Raw genomic sequence first — 23415 nt, 5'->3', positions numbered from 1 at the left:
AGGAGAAGCATTTTGACGGATAAGGATGAAGCTGAAAGCTCGGGACGTCGGCGGGGTATCCAGTCGATCGAAATCGGGATGCGCATCGTCGATGCCCTTGCGGCCAGTGAGGGGCCGTTGCCGCTCAGTACGATTGCGCAGATCACCGATATGGCGGCACCGCAGGTGCATCGCTATTTGCATAGTCTCATCGCCGCTGGAACCGCAAGGCAGGATCCTGCCACGGGCTATTATGACCTGGGCCCTGGGGTTCTGCGCATAGGCCTTGCCGCACTTGCCCGTACTGACGCATTCAAGATCGTCGATCGGGTAGTGGAATCATATGTAGAGACTTCCGGGCAGACTGTGCAGATTGCCGCACTCGGTCCGACCGGTCCGACCATCGTGCGCATCTATCGAGGCCGTCCCGCGCTGTTGACAACCTTGCAGGTCGGCGTTGTATTGCCGCTCGCAGCTTCTGCGACTGGCCGGGTTTTCCTCGCCTTCGCACCGCCCGCGGAGACTGCCGCTGCTAAGGAGGCTGAAGGCAGCGATGGCATCGACCGCGTAATCCTTGATGACTTGCGTGCCCGTGTTCGTCGCGACGGCCGCTCGGTGGAGACAGGTTCGGTGATACCAGGTCTACGGGCCACCGCTTTTCCGATCTTCGATTTGCAGGGCCGGGCGATACTGGTGGCTACGGTATTGGGTCTCGTTGACAACTGGAATGACCAGATCGCGAAAGACGTTGCCCATCTTGGCGTGCTGTGCCGTCAGATAAGCGCAGAGTTGGGCTGGCTGGAAGGCGGCCATCAACCGTCTCTGTCCGAGGGCTGATGAAGGCGAGTATATATCCTGTCCTGACCAGTTCTATCTAGGGCCTTCACCCTGCATCGACTGATACGATCCTGCTTGGCGCGTCGAGGTTTTATTGCGCGAACGGGGGCCGATGATAACGCTCCGAGAAGATGCCAAGAAGCAAAGGCGATAACATTATGCCAGTTGCCCATATGGAGGATGTCGGAGCGGCGCCTCGTCCAAGAGGCCGCCCCAGGTCGTTCGATCCGGCGGACGTCGTTTCTGCGGCGCGCAGGATATTCTGGACCAAAGGATATGAGGGAGCGTCCATTGAGGAACTGTCCTCTGCGATGGGGATCAGCCGCCCCAGTCTCTATGCTGCCTTTGGCAGTAAGGAGGGGCTTTTCAACATGGTGGTCGACGAGATCGAGGCCGAAAATTTTTCCTACATGCGCCGCGCGCTCGAGCAGAAATCCGCGCGCGACGTCGCAGCCTATATGCTTCGTGGGGCCATCGGCCTTCCGGACGGCGTCGCTCGCGGTTGTCTGGAACTTATCGGCTGCGTTGCCGGCGGTCCGCAGGATATTTCCGTTCGCGCGAACATTGTGGATCGCAACGCTGCGGCGCGTAGGGCGCTCGCGCTACGGCTGGAACAGGCGAAGCGGGAAGGGGATTTGCCAGAAGTTTGTGACGCCCAGTCAATCTCCAGTTGGCTTTTTGCGGTGATGCAGGGGTTGATCGTCCAGGCTGCGTGCCATGTCGAACGAAGCACATTGCTGCGGATCGTTGATCTGACCTTGGCGAGTTGACCCCCTCGAGATTGCAACCTGAAGGAAGATGTCGCACTCTGAAGAAGCCGACTTTCCTGTTTACCTAGCTCTTTGCTCGCGCCGCTGTTTCGGTGCTAGGCCATATCGCTCTGTGGCGAGGCCTCGGAGTGGCTATGTCCGGATCGACAGGCGTGCCGCCGCCGCCGAGGGAATAGCCTGTATCAAGCTTTTGGTAGCGTTGACGCCGTCGAATGCGATCGCGTGACAGGACCGCCTACTTTGCCTCTTGTGCGCGGAGCTTCTGCAAACAGCGCTTCAACGATCATCGAACAATGTGTTGGCTTGCCAATCGATGCGCTCCTCCACGCTAGGCGGCACCCGGAGCTTAACAGAGTTTACTTGCTGCGCATAATTCAGGCCGTAGGCCGCGCCACAGATATGTGCGGCACGGCCCAGATCAGCGATATGTCGGTTAATTGAAAACCATACCGCCATCGATGATGACTGCCTGCCCCGTCATATAGTCAGAGTCAGGCCCAGCCAGGAACGATACGCAAGAAGCTACATCGCTTGGTTCCGAAACCCGCTTCAAGCTGATATTCTTGGCGAACTGTTCCATGCCCCATTCGAAGGTTTCGTTGTTGTTATCGGCCAGATCCTGAGCGACCTTCTGCATCATCGGGGTGTTGACGATGCCGGGGCAATAGGCGTTGACGGTGATGCCTAGGGGCGCCAGATCGCGCGCAGTGGTCTGCGTAATCCCGCGAACCGCAAATTTGGTCCCGCTGTAGACCGCAAGATCGGGATTGCCGACCTGACCCGCCTGCGAACAGGCGTTGATGATCTTGCCACCGTGGCCGAGGGATTTGAACGCCTTGACCGCCGCCTGTGTACCCCAAAGCACGCCGCCAACATTGACGTCGAAACAGGTGCGGTAGATTTCGGGCGTAATATCCTCGATCGGCGTAATCGGCGCAACGCCCGCATTGTTGATCAGCACATCCAGGCCGCCAAGCTTGTCGACTGCCTTCTGGACGGCGGCGAACACCGAATCCCGATCGCCGACATTGACACTGACGGCGCAGGCCGTGCCGCCCGCTGCGATCAGCTTTTCGGCCACGGCCGTTGCGGACGCCAGGTTGATGTCGGCGCAGGCGACGGCAAATCCATCCTGCGACAGGCGCAATGCGATCGCCTCGCCAATGCCCTGTCCTGCGCCTGTGATGAAGGCTACTTTTCCCGAAACCTTGGTCATGATCCTAATCCTTCTGCTGGGTTGAAAGAAACTGCGTGAAAGGCCGCCTTGGTCAGAACGACACCGACGTCTTGAGGCCCAGGGCGACGACATTGCGATTCTGCGAAATACCGCCCGGATTGATGCCCCATTGGATGTTGGGCGTGATGCGCACGCCAGCTGTCGGAACGAAGCGATAGTCCAATTCGGCGAGATATTCCGATTGCCTGATGCCGCTGAGCAGGCCGTCATCGAAGGCGATCTTGTCAGCCGCGCGCATGCGGCTGTTGATATGGGTGCGCGCGATGGCAAAGGCGATCTGGTCGTTGGGTCGCCCGGCGAAGGTGCCGGTCTGAGTCATGCCCAGCGCGATCTGATTGTCGATCAGGCTGGTCTTGCGATCGAGTTGGGTGATGTTGAAAAACATCGACAGCCCTTGCTTGTCCAGTCCGCCGGGCGATGCGGTAAGTTGTTGCGCCATTTCGAAATAGACGCCGTGGCGACCGCGATATGCTTTGCCCTCATTGCCCGAAATCGCGATGAGTTGGCCGTTGCTGTCGCGCACCAGATCGTTCGTGCGCGACGTTTCGACCCAGCCGCCCAGCTTGTAATAGCCCGGCTTGTCTCCATCGAATGTGGGCGTCCACGCGGCCTCGAACGGCAGCAATATGCCCGTCGTGCCGGAAAAGCCCAGGTTAAAGCCCTTGGTCGGATTTACATTGTCGGGATCGACCAGATAGCCGCCGATCTGCACATAGCCCTGCTTCCGATCAGCGCCCAGATTGTATCGGCCGACCGCGGCCCAGTTGCTGCCAGGCGCGGAAAACCAGTAGTTGATGCCGCTGTTGAAATTCCCCTGTGGCGACGCGCAGAATGACAAATTTTGGAAGTCGCAGGAAAAAGCCGCGAATTCCGCGTTGGCGGGCATGCGGCCTATCTTCAGCCGGAAACGGTCGGCGTCGAAGGACTGTTGATACCAGGCCTCGACCAACCGGACGATCTCACCCCGGCCATAAGCCTCCTGCACCTGCTGAAGCATGCCGAGGTCAGCGTTGACTGTCAGGCTGGGACCATGGCGGTAGAAGAGGGCGACCTTGGCAAGGCCGCCTTCGACGCCCGCTATCTTGTCCATGTCGGCCGTCATTCCTACGATGGCTTGTCCGATGACGGTCACGTCCCGGTGCGATCCGCCGCGCGGGTTCCAGGCCAGTTCGTTGCCATAGGCGACCTGAAAATCCAGGCCGTCTTCATATAGCCGCGACCGCAGGCCGCCCCAGTCCCCCAATATGCCTGTGGTCATCTGCGGGCCGACGGCTTTCCCATCTTCGGTTTCCGGTTGCGGCAATGCCGTGCCGGAGAGTTGGGTGTCGGCGGGATCGCCCGACGGCGGCGGGGTTTGCGCATAGCTGCTGCCAGCCAAAGTGATGGCAGCCGTCATGCTCGCGAGAAACGCGATTGATTTCATGGTCACTCTCCTAAAGAGGCCACGCAGGGCGATAAGCATATGGCTCAAGCGATCTTGCGACGATCGTCTTTCGTCCGGCGTGTCGATCCGACGGAGGGGCGGATGATGCCTGTCATACGTCCATCATCTGCCCCGTTCTGTCTGGCTTATGTCTATGCAGACTGGTTTTCGCTTGTCTTTTCAAGAATGAAGCCGCGAAACCCATCCTGCGTGACTTGCTGGAGCGCCTCGCGAAAGGCTGCAAGCCCGCCCATGTAGAAATATATGGTATTCTTCTTCCCCGGAATATTTGCGCCGAAAATCCAGGATTCGGCCTTTGGGAACAAGGTCTGGTTGGCAATGTCTTCGCAAGTCTGGACCCAGGCTTCTTCGGCTTGGGGCTGCGGTTCCATCGTGGCGATGCCATTTTTCTCCATGTAGCCGATCGTGTCGGCGATCCACTCCACTTCGGCCTCGATTGCGGGGGGCAGGTTGGTGAAGGGGCCGTTAGGGCCAAGAACCATAAACATGTTGGGGAAATTCGGCGTCGCGACTGCCATGTAGCTGCTGGGACCGTTCTTCCAATGATCCTGAATGAGGACGCCGTCGCGACCGCGCAGTGCCATGCGTTTGTAATTGCCATCGACGGCATCGAACCCGGTAGCAAAGACGAGCATGTCGAGTTCATGCTCAACACCATCGGATGTAACCACGCCTGTCGATGTGATCCTTTCGATCGGCGTCTCTTCCGATCCGACATGGACCAGGTTCACGTTGTCGCGATTGAATATCTCATAATAGCCGCTGTCGCACAGGGGGCGCTTGGCATGGAGATCCTTGGGTTTCAGCTTACGGGCGGTTTCGGGATCCTTGACGATCTCATCAATCTTGCCCCGGATGTAGTCCTGCGCTGCCTTGTTTGCTTCTTCGTTCGTGGCGATGTCATTGAACGTCTCAAACATGAAGCGGAAGCCGCCGCCCTTCTTCCACGCCCGGTCGAAGATGGCCTTGCGCTCCTCGTCTGAAACGCTGAACGTCCCGATGTCGCTTTCTTCAAAGCCAAAGGCCAGAGCCGAACCGCGCACCTGATCCCAGATCGCGTCGAAGTCGCGGTGGATGTCGGCCAGCTCTTCCTTGCTAATTGGACCATTGCCGATCGGCACCGAATATTGTGGCGACCTCTGGAATACAGTGAGGTGCTTCACCTGCGGCGCCACCGCTGTGATGAATTGCACGCCGGTTGATCCTGTGCCGATTACGCCGACCCGTTTGCCCTCGAAACGGGTTTCGGGCTGCCAGCGAGAGGTGTGATAAACCTCGCCTTCAAAGCTTGCCAGGCCCGGAATGTCTGGAATATTGGTAGCCGCCAGCAATCCCAAAGCCGTGACGAAATATTTTGCAAGATAGGTTTCGCCAGCGTCGGTCTTCACGACCCATTTCCGCCGCGCTTCGTCGAAAACTGCCGACGTGATGCCGGTTTCCAGACGGATATCCCTCATCAGGTCATGGCGCTCTACCACGCTTTGAAGGTAGTTGAGGACTTCCGCCTGCGGCACATATTTGGTTTTGAATTCCCATTCCTGGTACAGCTCTTTATCCCAAGAGTAGCAATAGACGTGCGATTCCGAATCCGACAACGCGCCGGGATAGCGGTTCCAAAACCAGGTGCCGCCAACGCCACCGGCCTTATCGAACGCCAGAACGTTCAAGCCATGTTCGTCACGCAACTTCTTGAGCGCGTAGATACCGCCAAATCCGGCGCCTACGACCACCGCATCCAGCTCGATTTCGGACATAGGTATGGCGTTGGGAGAAGTAGCCATTTCGATCCTCCAGTTATTTTAATGTTCGAATGTCTTTGCCGCCGTGTGCGGCATCCGGTTCGGGCGCCGCGTCAGCTGGCCTCCGCCATCATATTCTTCGCGATGATGATCTGCTGGATCTGCGTCGTCCCTTCGTAGATGCGGAACAGGCGCACATCGCGATAGAAGCGTTCGATTGCATATTCGCTGACATATCCGGCGCCGCCATGGATCTGGACGCAACGATCCGCGACCCGGCCGCACATTTCGGTGGAAAACATCTTGGCGCAGGATGCCTCGGTGCTGATCGGTTGCCCGGAATCACGCCGCTGCGCCGCGTCCAGAACCATGCAACGCGCGGCATAGATTTCGGCCTTGCTGTCCGCCAGCATCGCTTGGATCAACTGATGTTCGGCGATGGGCTTGCCGAACTGGCGGCGATCCATCGCATAGCGCAACGTGTCGGCCAACATGCGTTCGGCAGCGCCCACGGCCAGGGCGGCGATATGCAGGCGACCCTTGTCGAGGACTTTCATCGCGGTCTTGAAGCCGACGCCTTCGACGCCGCCGATCAGCTGGGATCGGGGAATGCGTACATCTTCGAAAACCACGTCACAGGTATGCGCACCCTTTTGACCCATCTTGTAATCGGGCTTGCCGAGCGACAGGCCAGGAGTGCCACGCTCTACGATGAAGGCGCTGATGCCGCCTGCGCGTTTGTTGGCAGGGTCCGTGCGGGCCATCACGCTGAAGATCCCGGCATGGGGCGCGTTGGTGATGTACCGCTTGGTTCCGTTGAGGATATAATGGTCGCCGTCCAGAACCGCGCTGGTTTTGAGCGATGCTGCGTCCGATCCGGCATCCGGTTCCGTCAAGCAGAAGGCGCTGAGATATTCGCCGCTGGCCAGCCGCGGCAGATATTCTTCTTTCTGCGCCTGAGTACCGTCAATCAGGATGCCGATCGACCCGATGCCGTTATTGGTGCCGATATAGGAACGGAACGCGGGCGAGGCGCGGCCAAGCTCGAATACGATGCGGACCTCCTCCTCCATCGTCACGCCCAGGCCGCCAAATTCTTCGGGGATCGTCAGACCGAACAGACCGAGTTCGCGCATCGCCGCAATGACGGAGTCCGGGATTTCGTCCGTTTCGGCGACTTCATTTTCATGCGGGATCAGAACTTCGTCCACAAATCGGCTGACCGTAGTGACGAGGAAGTCCAGTGTATCCTGATCTCGTATCATCTTCTCTCCTGGCGGCGCCCATGGGCGCGCTCTTTAAGCTTGGGCGGGACGGGCCTTACCGTCCCACGGATTGTATCTGCGCCACCATCAGCTTGAGCCGGGGGCCGATGTCGTCTTCCAACTTCTCTCTGGGCAGCTGAAAGCTGGGGCCACCGCAATTGAAGGCCAAAATCCCATGTTCCGGGTGGATCAGGGGAACCGCCACGGAGTTCACGTCGCGCGTCCATTCGCCGATAGACAGGCAATAGCCATAATCTTCATAGTCGCGGAACGCGCGGTCCAGGCCACGACGGATGTCGCGCCAATCGGTGTCGTGACGTTCACGAATATGATTGAGCAGGAATTCGCGTTCCTTCTCCGGCATCGCGGCGAGGCATGCACGCCCCATGGAACTGAGGTGCAGCGGCAGATAGGATCCGACCTGCCGGCGCATGGTCATGTTCGCCTGACCATGAACTACGTCGAGATACACCATCTGCAACCGGTCCCGCGCCGCCATCGCCACGGTGGTCTGGGCATGTTTCGCCAGATCCTCCATGAAAGGATGCGCCACCGCCCTGATCGAAAGGTTCGACAACATCTGATAGCCAAAGGCGAGTACACCGACGTCCAGATGATATTTGCCTGACGATGGTTGCCGCTTCAGGCAGCCCAACTGCGCGAGCGTATAGGTGAGACGCGAAACCGTCGCCTTGGCCAGGCCCGTCTTGGCAGCCAGTTCCTGGTTGCCCAGCAGGCTTTGCGAGGGCGTGAAGCAACGGAGCAATTCCACGCCCCGTGCTAAAGCCGTAACGAAGTTTCGATCTTTTTCGCCGTCATTTTCGTTCTCCTCTTCCATGCCGCCAACGCTGCTATCGCCTGATTCGTCGGGCGCGTTTCCTAGCTTTTTCGCCTCATCCAAATGCGTCGTAGCCAGCTTTATGGTCTTCATCGTAACCCTCCGATTTATTTTGTCAATAATGCGGTATTATATTCCGCTGTGCGGAACCGATATGCTTTTTGTTCATCATTGAAAACGCCAAATCATACTCAATATTCTGTTATTAAATCATATTTCCTCGAAAAACGCCGAAACTTTACAATCTCATCGCGAAGCCTATATTCATTTTACCAACGAAATATAGTTCCGCTATGCGGAATTGGCAAGATGGTAGAGGATCATGACAATCACGGCGAACCCCGAAATCCATCTTGAAATACGCGATGGCGGCGTTGCAGTGATACGCATTGATCGGCCCCACGCAAAAAATGCGTTGAACCTGAAGATCAGGCGCGAACTGGCGGAGATCTTCCTTAATCTATCCGGCATATCCGATATTCGCGCCATCGTCCTGACGGGCGGTCCGGACATATTCGTGGCGGGCGCCGATATCGGCGAAATGGCCAACGCCACCCCGATCGAAATGATCCAGCGCAAAGTCGAGCAGCTATGGGGGGCGATCGCGTCCTGTCCTGTGCCGATCGTGGCGGCGGTCAACGGATTTGCCCTTGGCGGTGGATGCGAATTGGCGATGCATTGCGACATCATCGTGGCGGGACGTTCGGCCCGTTTCGCGCAGCCCGAAGTCAAGCTGGGCGTGATGCCCGGAGCAGGCGGGACGCAGCGGCTGATCCGGGCTGTAGGAAAGTTTCAGGCCATGCGCATGGCGCTGACCGGCTGCATGGTCGGGGCGGAGGAGGGCTTGCGGATCGGCCTCGTAAGCGAAGTGGTCGATGACGCGCAGACGATCGATCGCGCAACGGAGATCGCGATCGACATCGCCCGCATGCCATCCATGGCGGTGCGACAGATCAAGGAAGTGATGCTGGCAGGCGCGGACCTCCCCCTGGAAAGCGCATTGATGCTGGAGCGCAAGGCGTTCCAACTCCTTTTCGACACGCAGGACCAGAAAGAGGGCGCGGCCGCCTTCATGGAAAAGCGCAGGCCGCAATTTACGGGGTTATGAAATGAACAGTCGGATAGATACGATCGGCATCGTTGGTACAGGCGTTATGGGCGCAGGTATCGCCCAAATTGCCGCAGCAGCGGGCATCAAGGTGCGGTTGTTCGATGCGCGTGAAGGGGCGGCGCAGGCCGCCTGTGATGGATTGCGTGCGACCTTCGACAAGCTCGTGGCCAAGGGAAAGATGAAACCTGATGCAGCGCAAGCCGCGATGGCCTGTCTGTCGCCCGAGGCGGATATTGCCGCGCTCAAGGATTGCGGCCTCGTCATCGAAGCGATCGTCGAAAGGCTGGATGCAAAGCAGCAGTTGATCGCGCAGCTGGAAGACGTGGTTTCGGCGGACGCCATATTGGCGACCAACACATCGTCGCTGTCCGTCACGGCGATCGCGGTCGAGTGTCGCCACCCCAAGCGCGTTGCGGGCTTCCACTTCTTCAATCCCGTTCCGTTGATGCGCGTCGTCGAAATCATACCGGGTATCGCCACCAGCGAAGCGACCACGCAAGCGCTGTCGGACCTGGCCAAAGTGCTGGGCCATCGCGGTGTCGTGGTAAAGGACACGCCGGGTTTCATCATCAACCACGCTGGCCGTGCCTATGGCACCGAAGCGTTGCGTATCGTGGAGGAAGGAGTGGCATCCTTTGCTCAGGTCGATGCGATCCTGCGCGATGCGGCGGGCTTCCGCATGGGGCCGTTCGAGCTGTTCGACCTCACCGGCCTGGATGTCTCGCATCCCGCGACCCGTGCGATCTTCGAACAATTTTACGGCGATCCGCGCTACAAGCCATCCTACATCGCCGAACAGCGGGTTGTCGCTAGAGAATTGGGACGCAAGACCGGCCGGGGATTTTACGATTATGGCGCCGCCGCCGCGTCTGCTGCCCCAGTTCAGGCGGCCGCCGTTATCAATGCCGCCGAGTTGCCACCGGTCTGGATTGCGCCGAGTGCGGACTTCGACACGGCCGATCTGGCCGCTTTGGTCGGTGCCTGTGGAGGGGCGTTGGATCATGGCGATTCCCCCCAAACCGGCTCGCTCATCCTTATCGCGCCACTCGGCGAAGATGCCACATCGGCGGCATTGCGCCTGGGATGCGATCCGACCCGCAGCGTCGGGATCGATCTCTTCGCAGGGGTGCGATCGCATCGAACCTTGATGGGGACGCCAGCGCTCGACGCGCATTTCGCGGACGCCGCGCGAACCTTGTTGACGCGCGATGGCGGCAAAGTGACATTCATCGGCGACAGCACCGGCTTCGTGGCGCAGCGCGTGCTGGCCATGGTGGTGAACCTGGCCGGTGAGATTGCGCAGCAGCGCATCGCCAGCCCGCAGGACATCGATGATGCCGTGCGGATAGGCCTTGGCTATCCGAAGGGTCCGCTCAGTTGGGGCGACAGCCTTGGGGCAGACAAGATGTTGTCGATATTGACGCGCATCCATGCCCTGACAGGCGACCCTCGCTATCGTCCCGGTCCCTGGCTGCGCCGTCGCGCCACACTGGGGCTTTCCTTGCTTCATGAAGAACAGCCCGCCTCCCGCCATTGATGCGCAAGGCCGACCAAAAACAGCCCGATCGGGTGAAGGAATGAACATGAGTGCTTTAGACGGCATACGCGTGCTGGACCTGAGCCGTGTCCTGGCAGGTCCATGGTGCGGCCAGATCCTGGCCGATCTGGGTGCGGAGGTCATCAAGGTCGAACGGCCGGGCAATGGTGACGATACCCGATCCTGGGGGCCGCCCTGGATGAAGGACGATGCAGGCGACGCAACGACCGAGGCAGCCTATTATCTGGCGGCCAATCGCGGCAAAATGTCCGTCGCGATCGATATCTCCACGCCCGAGGGCCAGGATATCGTGCGTGAATTGGCGCGCAAATCTGACGTCCTGATCGAAAATTACAAGGTCGGTTCGCTCGACCGTTACGGCTTGGATTATCAAAGCCTGGCCGCGATCAATCCCCGGCTGGTCTATTGTTCCATCACCGGGTTTGGGCAGGATGGTCCGCGCGCGGCCGAACCCGGCTATGATTTCATCATTCAGGGGCTTGCCGGGCTGATGAGCATAACCGGCGAGCGGGACGACCGACCGGGCGGCGGGCCGCAAAAGGTCGGCGTGGCGGTAGCGGACCTGATGACCGGGCTTTATGCGACCATCGCGATCCAGGCGGCACTGATTGCGCGGCAGACGACCGGGCGCGGTCAGCATTGCGACATGGCATTGCTGGACGTGCAGGTCGCAACGCTTGCCAACCAGACGATGAACTATCTTTCATCGGGCAAGGTGCCGGGTCGTTATGGCAATGCCCATGCGAACATCGTGCCTTATCAGGTGTTCCGTGCCAGCGATCGCGACTTCATCATCGCCTGCGGCAACGATCAGCAATTTGTGGCATTATGTCTTGCGATCGGGCTGCCGGACCTGTCGGCCGATTCGCGCTTCATCACCAATGCGGATCGCATCGCTCATCGCGAGCAACTCGATGGCCTGCTGAGCGAACATCTAGTCGGCGCAACGGCTGACGAATGGGTGGCGCGCATCCATGCGGCGCGCGTACCAGTGGGGGCGATCAACTCTATCGCACAAGCGCTCGAAGAACCACAGGTCGTAGCCCGGAACATGAAGGTGCAGGTGCCGCATCCGCAAAATGCGGCCTTCGAAATGGTGGCCAGTCCGCTCAAACTATCGGACACGCCCGTCCAATATCGCGCGCCGCCGCCCATGTTGGGCCAGCATAGCCATATGGTGCTGCGCGACCTGCTCGGCCTTGACGATGACCGGATCGCCGCTCTCGTCGCCAGCGGAACGGTGACGCAACACCCAGATTTCCAACAAGAAAATGAGGATATCCTGACATGACGAACAGCCAGTTCAGCCTTGATGGCAAAATCGCCCTGATCGTCGGCGGCGGCCGTGGCATCGGCGCAGGCATCGCCATGAGCCTGGCGAAAGCAGGCGCTGATGTGCTGATCGCGGATTTCGACGCCGACCTCGCTGGCGGCACCGCTGCCGAGATAGAGAAACTGGGTCGGCGCAGCGCGGCCATCACGGTCGATGTGCGCGATCCCGCCAGTGTGCAGGCCATGATCGCGACTGTCGAACGTGACTTCGGCAAACTGGATATCGCCGTCAACAATGCTGGCATTGTCAGCTTGGGGTCGGTGGCCGAACTGACGGTTCAGCAGTGGGACGACCTGATGACGATCAATCTGCGCGGCGTATTCCTGTGCTGCCAGGCGGAACTGGCGCTGATGCGAAAGGGTGGTTCGGGGCGTATCATCAATACCTCATCGATCGCCGGCAAGATCGGTTTCCCCGACCTGGCCCATTATACCGCATCCAAATTCGGCGTCATCGGCTTCACCAACGCTTTTGCCAAGGAAGTTGCGCGCGAAGGGATCACCGTCAACGCCCTATGCCCCGGCATCGTCGGCACCGGCATGTGGCGCGGTGACACGGGTCTGTCGGGCCGCTGGGCGCAGGACGGCGAAAGCGAGGAACAGTCATGGGAACGCCACCAGTCGGCGCTACTGCCGCAGGGCGAGGCGCAGACGCCGGAAGATATGGGGCAACTTGCGGTATTCCTGGCCAGCGCGCCCCATGTCACTGGGCAGGCCATGGCCGTAGACGGCGGCTTTTCGCTTTGAGCGGACGTCTGTCCCTTTGGAGGATTTTTGAATGACATATCCCGACACCCAATTGTTCATCGACAATGTCTGGCAGGATGCCGCCGATGGCCGAACCCTGGCCGTAGAAAATCCGGCCACTGGCAAGGAAATCGGCAAGGTCGCCCACGCCAGCCGTGCTGATCTCGACCGGGCGCTCAATGCGGCGGATCGCGGCTTTGCGACATGGCGCGACTTCACGCCCGCAGCCCGTAGCGTCATCATGCGCAAAGCCGCAGCGTTGATGCGGGCGCGCGCTGACGATATTGCAATGATAATGACGCTGGAGCAGGGCAAGCCCTTGCCCGAAGCGCGCGGCGAAGCGCTGGCATCGGCGGACATCATCGAATGGTTCGCCGAAGAAGGGTTCCGCGTCTACGGACGCCTCGTCCCGCACCGCAGCAACCTGTCCATACGGCAGATGGTGGTCAAGGATCCCGTCGGACCGGTCGCCGCATTCACGCCCTGGAATTTCCCGATCAATCAGGTCGTGCGAAAGATAGCGGCAGCTCTGGCCACCGGCTGCTCGATCATCGTCAAGGCGCCGGAAGAAACGCCGGCCAGCCCTGCCGCACTTATTCGCGCGTTTCAGGATGCCGGCTTGCCAGAAGGCGTTCTGGGCCTCGTGTTTGGCGATCCGGCGGAAATCTCGGAATATCTGATCTCCAGCCCGATCATCCGCAAGATCACCTTCACCGGCTCTACGCCGGTCGGCAAACTTCTGGCCGGTCTGGCGGGGCAGCATATGAAGCGCGCCTCGATGGAACTGGGTGGCCATGCCCCGGTCATCGTTTGTGACGATGCCGACGTCGAGCTGGCCGCCAAGAGCATCGGCAGTGCAAAATTCCGCAATGCCGGGCAGGTCTGTATCTCACCGACCCGGTTCCTGGTGCAAAATAGCGTAAAGCCTCAGTTTGAGAAGGCGCTAGTCAGCGTTGCACAGGAGATAAAGGTGGGAGACGGCACAGCTGAGGGGATTCAGATGGGTCCGCTTGCAAATGCGCGCCGCCTGAACGCTATGGCAGAGTTTCAGGACGATGCGATCACGCGCGGTGCCAGCCTTCTCGCGGGTGGAAGCCGGATAGGCGAAACCGGCAACTTCTGGGAGCCAACAATTCTCTCAGACGTCCCGCTGGATGCGCGGCTGTTCAACGACGAGCCTTTCGGTCCCGTTGCCGGCGTTCGCGGTTTCGACACCTTGGACGAGGCAGTTGCTGAAGCCAATCGCCTTTCATTCGGGCTTGCCGGTTATGCATTCACCCGGTCGCTCGCGAATGCAGACCTTCTGGCTCGCCGGGTGGAGGTCGGCATGTTGTGGATCAACACGCCGGCGGCGACATCGGCTGAGCTGCCGTTCGGTGGTTTGAAGGATTCCGGCTACGGTACTGAAGGTGGTCCCGAAGCGCTCGATGCTTACCTCAATGTGCGATCCGTCGTGATCGCCAACGTCTGACGTCACGTTGATTATGGTGTCCCTTCATTCCTAAATTTCGCACAAGGAAAGTCATGACAGAAGCATTCATCTGCGATGCTGTTCGCACTCCCATCGGGCGCTACGGCGGCATTCTTGCCAAGGTGCGGGCTGACGATCTGGGAGCATTGCCGATCACGGCCTTGTTGGCGCGCAACATCGGCCTAGATCCTGCAGCAATCGAAGAAGTATTCTACGGTTGTGCCAATCAGTCGGGCGAAGATAATCGCAATGTCGCGCGCATGAGCCTGTTGCTCGCGGGCCTGCCGCATACCGTTCCGGGCGTGACGCTCAATCGTCTGTGTGCTTCGGGTCTCGAAGCGGTGGGCTCGGCGGCTCGCGCGATCCGTTCTGGCGAGATGGAGCTTGCACTTGCAGGTGGTGTCGAAAGCATGACCCGAGCGCCTTTTGTCATGGGCAAGTCGGATGCGGCCTTTGGCCGCTCCCAGAAAGTCGAGGACACGACAATGGGCTGGCGTTTCGTCAACCCGGCGCTCGATGGCCTGTATGGCACCGAGACCATGCCGCAAACAGGCGAAAATGTGGCTAAGCAATATGGAATCAGTCGCGCCGACCAGGATGCCTTTGCGCTAAGAAGCCAACAACGTGCGGCAGCGGCCCAAGCGAGCGGTTTCCTGGGTAAGGAAATTGTGGCCGTGAACGTGCCAGGGAGCAAGAAGGGCGAAACTCTTCAGGTTGCCACTGATGAGCACCCGCGCGCGGGCACGACAGCAGAAGTCCTGGAAAAGCTGAAACCACTGTTCGGGCCTGACGGCACGGTCACGGCCGGCAATGCTTCGGGTATCAATGATGGCGCAGCGGCGATGATCGTTGCAAGTGAAGCAGCAGTGAAGGCACATGGGCTAACCCCACGCGCCCGCATCCTGGGTATGGCGTCTGCTGGGGTGGAGCCGCGGGTCATGGGGATAGGGCCGCTTCCTGCATCGATAAAGCTGATGGCGCAGCTTGGACTGAGCATTGAAGATTTTGATGCAATCGAATTGAACGAGGCATTCGCCAGCCAGGGACTGGCAGTCATGCGTGGGCTCGGCCTTTCTGACGATGCGCCTCATGTTAATGCAAATGGCGGCGCGATCGCGCTGGGGCATCCTCTGGGCATGTCTGGCGCGCGTCTGGCCATGACCTTGGTGCACCAGTTGGAAGTGGCCGGCGGCAAAAAAGGTCTGGCGACCTTGTGCATCGGCGTAGGGATGGGGCTGGCATTAGCGGTCGAGCGCGTATGATCTGAGCCTTTGGTTCGCTCTATTTTAAGCTGAAGAGCGCAATCTGACTACGCTCTTGAACTGGTTCATCAAGGCATCGTCCGACATCGCTGCTGCTGACTGCAGGAGCGATGTCGCAGCGCTTTCTTGGCCACTCTATGACGTACATAAGTCTGAAGCACTCTTTGCGCCTGTTTCATAACGAACCAATGGCCCGGCCGGTGGAAGAGCAGATGCGCTTGTCTCCATCGGCCGGGCGAGGATTAGATTAGGTCGAGAATGGCAGCAGCTTCCTTTTCGCTGAAAGGGATTCCCGGCAATTGCAAAATGGTCAGCAGGGGTATGCCTCGCACAGTGTTCTGGCCCGCCTCGTCTTGGTAGAGATCTCCGATGCGGCCGCGTAATCCGCCGCGTTCATCGATCATTTTCCATAGTAAAGGAGCGGCTTTGGGGTGATCCATCCAGTCGCCAAATAGCGACCAAAGCGTCAGTGGGCTCTTGATAGTGGGTCCGGCAATGTCAGCCTCTGCGCAAAGCCGCAGATCGCGGCTGCTGGAGCCTACCGCCAGTTCGTAAAGCCCGCCTTCGAACACCCAGCCGCAATCCACGTGAAAATAGGCAAGATCATCATGGGATACTGTCAGTTCGATTTCGCGGCTCTCGCCTGCCTCAAGCCATATTTTTTGAAATGTGCGCAGTTCGCGCACCGGATGAGCAACCTCCGCTTTCGGTCTTCCGGTGTAGAGCTGCACGACTTCCGCCCCTGCACGAGCCCCGATGTTCGCCAGCGTGAAGGTGATGCGAAGTGCCTGTGGATCGTCCTCAGCATATGTTTCGACCGACAGGTCGCTATAGGCGAATTGCGTGTAGGATAGTCCATGACCGAAAGGATAATCGACCTCGATGGCACGCGCATCATACCAACGGTAGCCCACGAACATCCCTTCGGAGTAGCGGACATGGCCAAGGCCGCCGGGAAAATCGAGATAGGCGGGCGTGTCGGCGAGTTTGACAGGTACGGTCTCGGGCATCTTTCCTGACGGATTGACCGCGCCTGTCAGCACATCCGCCACTGCATCGCCCATAGCTTGGCCTGCGAGCCAAAACTCGACAATGGCAGCTACCTCCTCGCGCCATGGCGCAGTCGTCACGATCGACCCGTTGCTCAATGCGACGACGACGCGTGGATTAACGGCAGTTACAGCGTGCAGCAAAGCTATTTGCGCCGCCGGAAGGTCGATCGACTGGCGGTCAAAACCTTCGGATTCGGCGATCGGCGGCAGGCCAAGGAACAACAACACCAAATCGCTCGCTCTTGCGAGCGCAACTGCCTGCTCCACCATTGATTGATCTGGCTGGCCATCAAGGCGATAGCCCGGTTCAAATTGCGTGCCTGCCAGTCTATGCTGCAGAGCCTCGAGCGGCGATACGACGCGGAAAGGATTGACCGTGGAACTGCCCGCGCCCTGAAACCGGGGCGTACGCGCCAATTCGCCGATAACGGCGATCGTCTGGGTTGCATTCGCATCAAGTGGCAAGAGACCAGCGTCATTATACAGCAGGACGGCGGACTGGGCAGCAGCGCGGCGAGCGACACTATGATGATCTTCGTAAGATGGCGGTGCGTCAGATGACACCTCCGTCCCGGCACCGGTCCGTTCGGCCAGAAGACGAAGTCGTTGGGCCACAAGGATGGCGTGCTTCTCGTCAAGCAGGCCGGAGCGCAAGGCGTCGAAAACGCGCTGGTCTCCGTCCATTCCCGGCATGCGCAGATCTAGGCCGGAGCGCACCGCTTCGACCGGATCGCGCACGGCACCCCAATCCGACACGACAATTCCGTCAAATCCCCACTCGTCGCGTAGCACCTGTGTCAGAAGCCAGGCATTTTCGCTGGCCGAAACCTCGTTGATTCGGTTGTAGGCGCTCATCACAGCCCATGGCTGTCCGTCTCGTACGGCGATTTCGAAAGCGCGCAGATAAATCTCCCGCAACGTCCGTTCATCAACGTCGGCGCTCACGCGCATCCGATCAGTTTCCTGATTGTTCACTGCGAAATGCTTGAGACAGGCAGCAACCCCATTGGACTGAATACCGCGAACATTAGCGGCAGCAAGCCGCCCTGCCAGCAGCGGATCTTCGCTGAAATATTCAAAGTTGCGGCCACAAAGCGGGCTTCGCTTAATATTGAGACCGGGCCCAAGAACGACATGAACGCCGAGCGCGCGGGCCTCACGACCAAGCGCGCGTCCGACTTCTTCTATCAGCGCATCGTCCCAGGATGCCGCCAGCGTCGCACCTGTAGGAAAGCAGGTCGATGGAAGACTGCGGCCTAGACCGAGCAGATCGGGATTGTTGTCGTCTTGCACTCGAAGGCCATGCGGCCCATCTGCCAAACGGATACGGGGGACGCCATATCGCGCGCTCTCGACCGTAGTCCAATAGTCAGCGCCCAGGGTCAGCCGCGCAAGTTCTTCAAGCGCAGTCTCATTTTCCGGTGTCGCCGTGTCATGCGATGACATCAGTTTGTCCTTATCAATTGTGTCAGTGAAGCGCCGATGACAGCAAATATCGCGCCGGCCAGGAACAGGGCGGTATAATTATCCGTCCGGCCGCTGGCCCCTATCGATAGCAGGACAGGACCAAGAACCGGCGCCAATGTTTGCGGAATTGTAGATGTGAGATTGAAGAAGCCCATGCCCTTTGCAGCCTGGTCTTTATTGTCCGGCAGTACCTGGGCGACCAAGGCATAATCGACGCCCATGTAGAGCCCTGTCGCGACACCGGCTAGCGCAATCGCTACGAAAAAGCCCGGCAAGGTTGTCGCATGCGCCACGATCGCCATCGTGCAGGCGAACAACAAGGATGCGCTGACGACGTAAATCTTCCTTCTGCCCGTTCTGTCGGAGATCCAGCCGCCGAATATGCTGCTGCATGTGATTGACACCGCCATGATCAGCATCGCTGTCGTCAGCACCGGTGCAACGGTCGCGGTCGAATAGCCTAACCGATCTATCAAAAAGTAAGTCTTGAAGTTGAGCAAACTCATGTTGGCGAACCACACGAAGAAACGCCCTAACCAGGCCAATGCGAAATCGCGATGCTTGATCGGATTGATCCAGAAGGAACCGGCCAGCGTGCGCAAGTTGATTGTCCCGACCTGTGCTCGCGAACGCGGATGTTCGCGCAATGTCGTGGCGAAAGGCAATGTCAGCATCACGCCGGCGATAGAAGGCCAGAAGAACATGCCATAGCCCGATGTTCCGACAAATTGCGTGATTGCGGTTCCGCTCAGCATGGCCACCTGCGCCGTCATGCCCATGAATCCGGCTACTCGGCCTCGCATTTGCATGGGTATACGTTCGGGCAGGATCGCTACCAGCGCCGTGCTTGCAGCATTGAAGGCGAGTTGCGCAAAGACCCAGCCGAATGCGATTTCTCCAATCGACCGGGCAAAGCCTATGCCTATGACGGCAAGAACGCCGAGTAAAACGCCGCCGATGATGAAAGGGCGCCTCTGGCCCCAGCGAAGGGTTGAATGATCACTAAGTGACCCGAGCAAAGGATTGGCCACCAGCGCGGCGGCTGCTCCGAAACTGGCAACGAAGGCCAGAGATGCCGCTTTGCCGTCGGGGTTGATCTGGCCCACGCGGATGGCAAGCGTAACTGAGGCGGGTGTCAGGACGGCGATATACACTCCGACCAGCGCCAGTACATAGCGCACCATGAACCCGGTTCCGATGATCTGGCCCGTCAGACGCATGTGCCTGGCAGGCACAGAATCCGCTTCGTCGACATCGTTCGACGGATCGATTGCGGCAGCGATCATCGCTTATGTTCCACCATTATCAGCGCGGTGCAGTGCCTCTCGCGCACGCTATTGAGTATAGCGCGGCTACGAGACCCTCCCATAGGCCGCATCATCCTCTCTTGCCGTGGCATCCTCCATCCTTTCCGTCTTTCCGATCCGGCTGGGTCCGCATCGGCGACTATCGTGTAATAGCGACTGTCGGGGTTTGTCCCCTGGCTCAGTCGGGTGCCGCCCCAAGGGGCTTGCACAGGCTCCACCCTGACCGTCGGCCACACTTAGGTCAATCCATATATGAGATTATAATTACACCAGTGCATCGCCTATCTTGGATCCATTTAAATTTGCGAATGGAATCTTGACATCATATATAAAACCATGGTGTTAAAGGGCCAACCATCGGCGTCCGGTCGAGGCTAGAAAAACAGATAGGTGGGACAGGATTTTGCTACGGCAAATCAGCATAAGCTCAGACTTTCGGCTCACCCGCGTTGGAAGCGATGTCTACTGGCTCGTCATTCATGACGAAGGGTATCAGTATGGGTATCCTTGCCGATGATCCTCAGCCACCAATCTCATCGCCACGCGCCCGCACGACGGGGGGAGTAATTCTATATGCTTTTAGATAATCATGTTTGCATCGTCGTAGGCAGCGGATCGCCTCGTGGCATCGGCTATGCGGCCGCGCGCATGCTGGCATCACATGGCGCAAAAGTCGTCGCATCCGACATACAGATGACAGATGACGTCGCCGAGGCGATCAATGCAGCAGCGGGCGGTCGCAAGGTGGTCGCTGGCATCGCATGCGACATTACAAGCATAGCCCACTGCGATGCGCTCGTGGCGCAAGCACTTGACCGGTTCGGCCGGGTCGACTGCCTGATCAATAGCGCGGGCATCGTGGAGGCCATTCCATTCTCTGCTATCGATGACCTTGCCTTCGACCGGATGATGGGTGTGAACCTTAAGGGCACGTTCAATCTGTGCAAGGCTGTGTTGCCGGTGATGAAGGCGCAGGGCAGGGGGTCGATCATCAATATGTCCTCGCTTGCCGCCCAGCGAGGCGGCGGGCTTGTGGGCGGAGCTCATTATGCGGCTTCAAAGGGCGGTGTGCTGAGCCTGACCAAGTCGATCGCCCGCGAATATGGTGCTTTTGGCATTCGCGCGAATGCGATTTGCCCAGCAATGATCGAAACGGAAATGCTCGATGGGCTTTCTGGAGAGCGGCAGAAAGCGATCATAGACCAGATTCCGTTAAGGCGCCTGGGCACGGCTGATGAGGTGGCGGGAGCCTGCCTTTTCCTCGCCTCGGATCTTGGTGGATTCGTCACGGGCGCGACGATCGACGTAAATGGCGGTAATCATATCCATTAGGACGCTGACTGTGACCGTCGAAATCTGCTCGACGGTCACAGTGCAATTGTTACTGCCCTGATGCTTGACGCTCCTGCAGCCAGCCGATCGCGTTGATGGCGAGCGCATGATCGTCCGCCCCGCTCAGTCCGCTTACGGCAATGGCAGCAATGCATCCGGCGCCGGCAACACGTATCGGGACTGCGCCGGCTGCTGCTGCGTAGCGATCGCGCGACAGTCCGAAATCCTCAAGGCTGAGACCTCGTAATTTGAGATCAAGTGCAATCGCGAAGCTGCATCGTTCGAAACGTTGCACAATCGCATTCTTGCGTGACGCCCAGCCCGCATTGTCCGAAGTGGCCCCCTCCAATGAAGTGGCGAAGACTATAGATTCTCCCCGCCGTATCTCGATGGACACGGGCGCATTTCGTGCCGCTGCAATATCGCGAAGATGTGATCCCAGCACCCACGCGTCGTCCAGTGTGAAGCGTATGAGGAGAAGAGCCAGATCGTTCGCGTCAATTTCTGCAATTTGAGTGGCAATTTCGGTCATGCGATGCCCTCCGGTAAAGCGATGGTCATCACACGCCCTTCCCGCGCCGACATGATGCCAGCTTCCAACACTGCCATCACCCCCAGCACATCGCGTGCAGAGGTCGGATTAGGCGCTTCGCCACGAATTGCCGCCCCAAGCGCCTCGAAGAACAGCCGATAGTTACCTCGCCATGTCGGCTGCGCCGTGCGCAAACCGTCGGTTGTGAAAAGGATCGGCGCATCATCGTCCAGGCCATAATCCTCCGCATCGGGCGACACGCCGCCCCAGAGCTGTCGCCCTTGGCCATCTGCAACTTGCTTGATTACAGTGGCTTTGTCGCCATGGACCGTGAAGCGAGGAACCCCGCCGGAAACCAGCATCGAACAATGCAGCACGGCCCGCATCTCGGGATATTGTAGGACGGCGTGGCACCAATCATCTGCTGCGCTGCCTGGCCGGTTATGGGCTAACGATGCGCTGATGCTGGTGGGCAGGCCAAATAGCTGGATCATCTGGTCGATCACATGCGGTCCGGTATCATACCACAGTCCGCTGCCAAGCTCTTCTGGTGTCTTCCAGGTGTCGTTTATCGTCTGGTTGAAGCGATTATACTGGCTTTCATAATGATTGATCCGGCCAAGCGTACCACTCTCGATCACGGCGCGAACCGACTGAAAGCAGCTGTCGAAGCGCCGATTCTGAAAGACGGACAACAGTTTTCCGCCTGACCGGGAAAGATCGATGAGTGCCGCCGCTTCGGATAATGTGATGGTGAAGGGCTTTTCCACCAGCACATGCTTGCCAGCGATCAATGCGGCGCTGGCCCATTTGACATGGCTTTCCGGCGGCGTCGCTACGACGATCAGATCGATGTCAGGCGCCTCCAGCATGTCGCTTGTTTCGTCATAGGCCGCGACATCGGGCAGCGCGGCGCGCACCACGTCGGCCCGCGAGCTGGATATCGCCGTCACCGCGAACCCGGGCGTCGAGCTGATGAGCGGTACATGGATCAACCGGCCGGCGTTGCCAAAGCCGATGATTCCAACGCGGATCGGCGCACCCGTGGGTTCGTTGTCGATTTTCATCATCCATGTCCTACATGCCATGCCCGCAGGCACTTTGAAAACAGTCGCATATCTCGTCGGTGCTGGCGTCTATTCGACCACACCGACCGCAGGATAGGCAATATAGGCCAGCAGCTGACCGTCAGGTGACCAGCTGTTGACGTTGAGCGAGCCTTGGCCGCCGCAAAATGCGGCCAGACGGGTCATCGCGCCGTCGGCTATGACCATATGCCATATCTCCACCTGCCTGTGGGGTGGATGGCCGGTGGTGCCGACGGGGTATCGTATAAAGGCTATCTCCTGGCCGTCGGGGCTGGGATGGGGGAACCAGTCTACCGCCGAGCCGTGCACCATGCGCTGAATATCCGACCCGTCGCTTCGCATGCGGAATATCTGCGCATGCCCTGGGACATCCGCTTCAAGTTCACCACTAAACCATATCCACCGACCGTCGGGCGACCATTCGGGGCCGTCCACCGGCTTTGCCCCAAGAAGCAGCGGCTGTGCTTCGCCACCGCGCGCGGGAAGAAGCTGGATGCCCCAGCGCTCGGCCTCGCTTCTCATGTCGATGGTCGTGCATGCGAGCCACAGGCCATCGGGCGACACGCCGTGCAGGAAGAAACGGGTGTGGCCCTCGGGTGTCAGTTGCCGCGGCTCGCCGCCTTCGATTGGGACTGCGTAGACTGCGCCACCTGCGGAAATATAGAGGGTGCGCCCATCCGGCGAAATGACATGGTCGTTATTGGCATCCTCGACGCTACCGATGTCGATCGGTTCCAATGCTGCAGCCGGCTCCAGTCCCAATCTAAACATGCCGCCGCGACCGTTGAGGAGGATAGCCTTGCCGTCCGGCATCCAGTTGGGCGCCTCAATCAGATCCGGTGTCTCTAGCAGAATTCGATCCACCCCGGTCGCGCGGTCGATGATCCGCAGTTGCGATACACGTCCTACTATGCTGCGGAAAGGCCCTCCTGGAATTTCCCTTTGCGCAGCGACGCTCATCCGTCCGCCCAAGTCCAGATTTACCATGGCGCTGTCTCCATCAGATCAAATCAGGAAGTGGGACAGTAGCGACAGCCACTGTCCCAC

At 59.1% G+C, this 23415-nt stretch carries 19 protein-coding genes and 1 pseudogene; 10 read left to right on the top strand and 10 right to left on the bottom strand.

All coding sequences use genetic code 11. The features are described from left to right. The first annotated feature begins 12 nt into the window (after nt 1–12). The 3 genes and pseudogenes from BMX92_RS11820 to BMX92_RS11815 all read left to right on the top strand — a co-directional run bounded on the left by BMX92_RS11820 (nt 13) and on the right by BMX92_RS11815 (nt 1586). Nucleotides 13–816 (top strand): IclR family transcriptional regulator, encoded by an 804-nt coding sequence (locus tag BMX92_RS11820; protein ID WP_093016630.1) that lies wholly within the window; start codon nt 13–15, stop codon nt 814–816. Nucleotides 817–947: 131 nt separating this feature from the next. After that, a pseudogene (locus BMX92_RS28390) lies at nt 948–1175 on the top strand (TetR/AcrR family transcriptional regulator); the annotation flags it as partial. A 12-nt stretch (nt 1176–1187) separates the two neighbouring features. Next, the gene (locus BMX92_RS11815; RefSeq protein ID WP_256213400.1) at nt 1188–1586 is read left to right on the top strand and encodes a hypothetical protein; all 399 of its coding nucleotides are present in this window, start codon (nt 1188–1190) and stop codon (nt 1584–1586) included. 433 nt (nt 1587–2019) lie between these two features. Here BMX92_RS11815 and BMX92_RS11810 read toward each other — a convergent pair whose 3' ends face one another. The 5 genes from BMX92_RS11810 to BMX92_RS11790 form a co-directional block, all read right to left on the bottom strand. Then, nucleotides 2020–2802, bottom strand: a complete 783-nt coding sequence (locus BMX92_RS11810) for a (S)-acetoin forming diacetyl reductase (RefSeq protein ID WP_093016626.1) — start codon at nt 2800–2802, stop codon at nt 2020–2022. A 52-nt stretch (nt 2803–2854) separates the two neighbouring features. After that, nucleotides 2855–4246, bottom strand: a complete 1392-nt coding sequence (locus BMX92_RS11805; protein ID WP_177185015.1) for a carbohydrate porin — start codon at nt 4244–4246, stop codon at nt 2855–2857. Nucleotides 4247–4398: 152 nt separating this feature from the next. After that, a complete protein-coding gene (locus BMX92_RS11800) occupies nt 4399–6048 on the bottom strand; it encodes a flavin-containing monooxygenase (protein ID WP_093016622.1) in 1650 nt (549 codons plus the stop codon). A 71-nt stretch (nt 6049–6119) separates the two neighbouring features. Then, the gene (locus BMX92_RS11795; RefSeq protein ID WP_093016620.1) at nt 6120–7271 is read right to left on the bottom strand and encodes an acyl-CoA dehydrogenase family protein; all 1152 of its coding nucleotides are present in this window, start codon (nt 7269–7271) and stop codon (nt 6120–6122) included. Nucleotides 7272–7326: 55 nt separating this feature from the next. Beyond that, the gene (locus BMX92_RS11790; protein ID WP_218145772.1) at nt 7327–8202 is read right to left on the bottom strand and encodes an IclR family transcriptional regulator; all 876 of its coding nucleotides are present in this window, start codon (nt 8200–8202) and stop codon (nt 7327–7329) included. A gap of 229 nt (nt 8203–8431) precedes the next feature. On the opposite strand from BMX92_RS11790, the gene BMX92_RS11785 reads away from it, so the two are divergent. From BMX92_RS11785 to pcaF, 6 genes are read left to right on the top strand one after another with little or no spacing between them, the layout of a single operon-like run. Further along, nucleotides 8432–9217, top strand: coding sequence for an enoyl-CoA hydratase (locus tag BMX92_RS11785; RefSeq protein ID WP_093016618.1), 786 nt, complete (start codon nt 8432–8434; stop codon nt 9215–9217). 1 nt (nt 9218) lies between these two features. Further along, entirely contained in the window at nt 9219–10757 is a 1539-nt protein-coding gene (locus BMX92_RS11780; RefSeq protein WP_093016616.1) for a 3-hydroxyacyl-CoA dehydrogenase, read from the top strand. Nucleotides 10758–10797: 40 nt separating this feature from the next. Next, complete coding sequence (locus BMX92_RS11775; RefSeq protein ID WP_218145771.1) at nt 10798–12069, top strand: CaiB/BaiF CoA transferase family protein; 1272 nt, start codon at nt 10798–10800, stop codon at nt 12067–12069. After that, on the top strand, nt 12066–12857 hold the full coding sequence (locus BMX92_RS11770) for an SDR family NAD(P)-dependent oxidoreductase (RefSeq protein ID WP_093016614.1): 792 nt from the start codon (nt 12066–12068) through the stop codon (nt 12855–12857). The genes BMX92_RS11775 and BMX92_RS11770 overlap by 4 nt, the downstream gene beginning before the upstream one ends. Nucleotides 12858–12888: 31 nt before the next feature. Further along, the gene (locus BMX92_RS11765) at nt 12889–14328 is read left to right on the top strand and encodes an NAD-dependent succinate-semialdehyde dehydrogenase (protein WP_093016612.1); all 1440 of its coding nucleotides are present in this window, start codon (nt 12889–12891) and stop codon (nt 14326–14328) included. Nucleotides 14329–14381: 53 nt separating this feature from the next. Beyond that, nucleotides 14382–15590 carry a 3-oxoadipyl-CoA thiolase gene (gene pcaF / locus BMX92_RS11760; protein ID WP_093016610.1) on the top strand — a complete coding sequence of 403 codons (1209 nt, stop codon included), beginning with the start codon at nt 14382–14384 and terminating at the stop codon, nt 15588–15590. Between the two features lie 242 nt (nt 15591–15832). Here pcaF and BMX92_RS11755 read toward each other — a convergent pair whose 3' ends face one another. Together BMX92_RS11755 and BMX92_RS11750 are read right to left on the bottom strand one after the other, a co-directional pair. Further along, the gene (locus BMX92_RS11755) at nt 15833–18088 is read right to left on the bottom strand and encodes a glycoside hydrolase family 3 C-terminal domain-containing protein (RefSeq protein ID WP_093016608.1); all 2256 of its coding nucleotides are present in this window, start codon (nt 18086–18088) and stop codon (nt 15833–15835) included. Beyond that, nucleotides 18088–19395 (bottom strand): MFS transporter, encoded by a 1308-nt coding sequence (locus BMX92_RS11750; RefSeq protein WP_093016606.1) that lies wholly within the window; start codon nt 19393–19395, stop codon nt 18088–18090. The genes BMX92_RS11755 and BMX92_RS11750 overlap by 1 nt, the downstream gene beginning before the upstream one ends. A 594-nt stretch (nt 19396–19989) precedes the next feature. Here BMX92_RS11750 and BMX92_RS11745 point away from each other — a divergent pair. Next, complete coding sequence (locus tag BMX92_RS11745; RefSeq protein ID WP_093016604.1) at nt 19990–20748, top strand: SDR family NAD(P)-dependent oxidoreductase; 759 nt, start codon at nt 19990–19992, stop codon at nt 20746–20748. Nucleotides 20749–20797: 49 nt separating this feature from the next. Here BMX92_RS11745 and BMX92_RS11740 read toward each other — a convergent pair whose 3' ends face one another. The 3 genes from BMX92_RS11740 to BMX92_RS11730 form a co-directional block, all read right to left on the bottom strand. After that, nucleotides 20798–21280: a heme-degrading domain-containing protein gene (locus BMX92_RS11740; protein ID WP_093016602.1), complete on the bottom strand. Its 483-nt coding sequence runs from the start codon at nt 21278–21280 to the stop codon at nt 20798–20800. Beyond that, nucleotides 21277–22347 carry an oxidoreductase gene (locus BMX92_RS11735; RefSeq protein WP_177185014.1) on the bottom strand — a complete coding sequence of 357 codons (1071 nt, stop codon included), beginning with the start codon at nt 22345–22347 and terminating at the stop codon, nt 21277–21279. The genes BMX92_RS11740 and BMX92_RS11735 overlap by 4 nt, the downstream gene beginning before the upstream one ends. A gap of 69 nt (nt 22348–22416) precedes the next feature. Beyond that, nucleotides 22417–23355 (bottom strand): TolB family protein, encoded by a 939-nt coding sequence (locus BMX92_RS11730; protein ID WP_143066773.1) that lies wholly within the window; start codon nt 23353–23355, stop codon nt 22417–22419. Nucleotides 23356–23415 lie beyond the last annotated feature (60 nt).

The organism is Sphingobium sp. YR768 (assembly GCF_900111125.1).
Lineage (GTDB): Bacteria > Pseudomonadota > Alphaproteobacteria > Sphingomonadales > Sphingomonadaceae > Sphingobium.
This window is presented reverse-complemented; position numbering and strand designations above follow the sequence as displayed.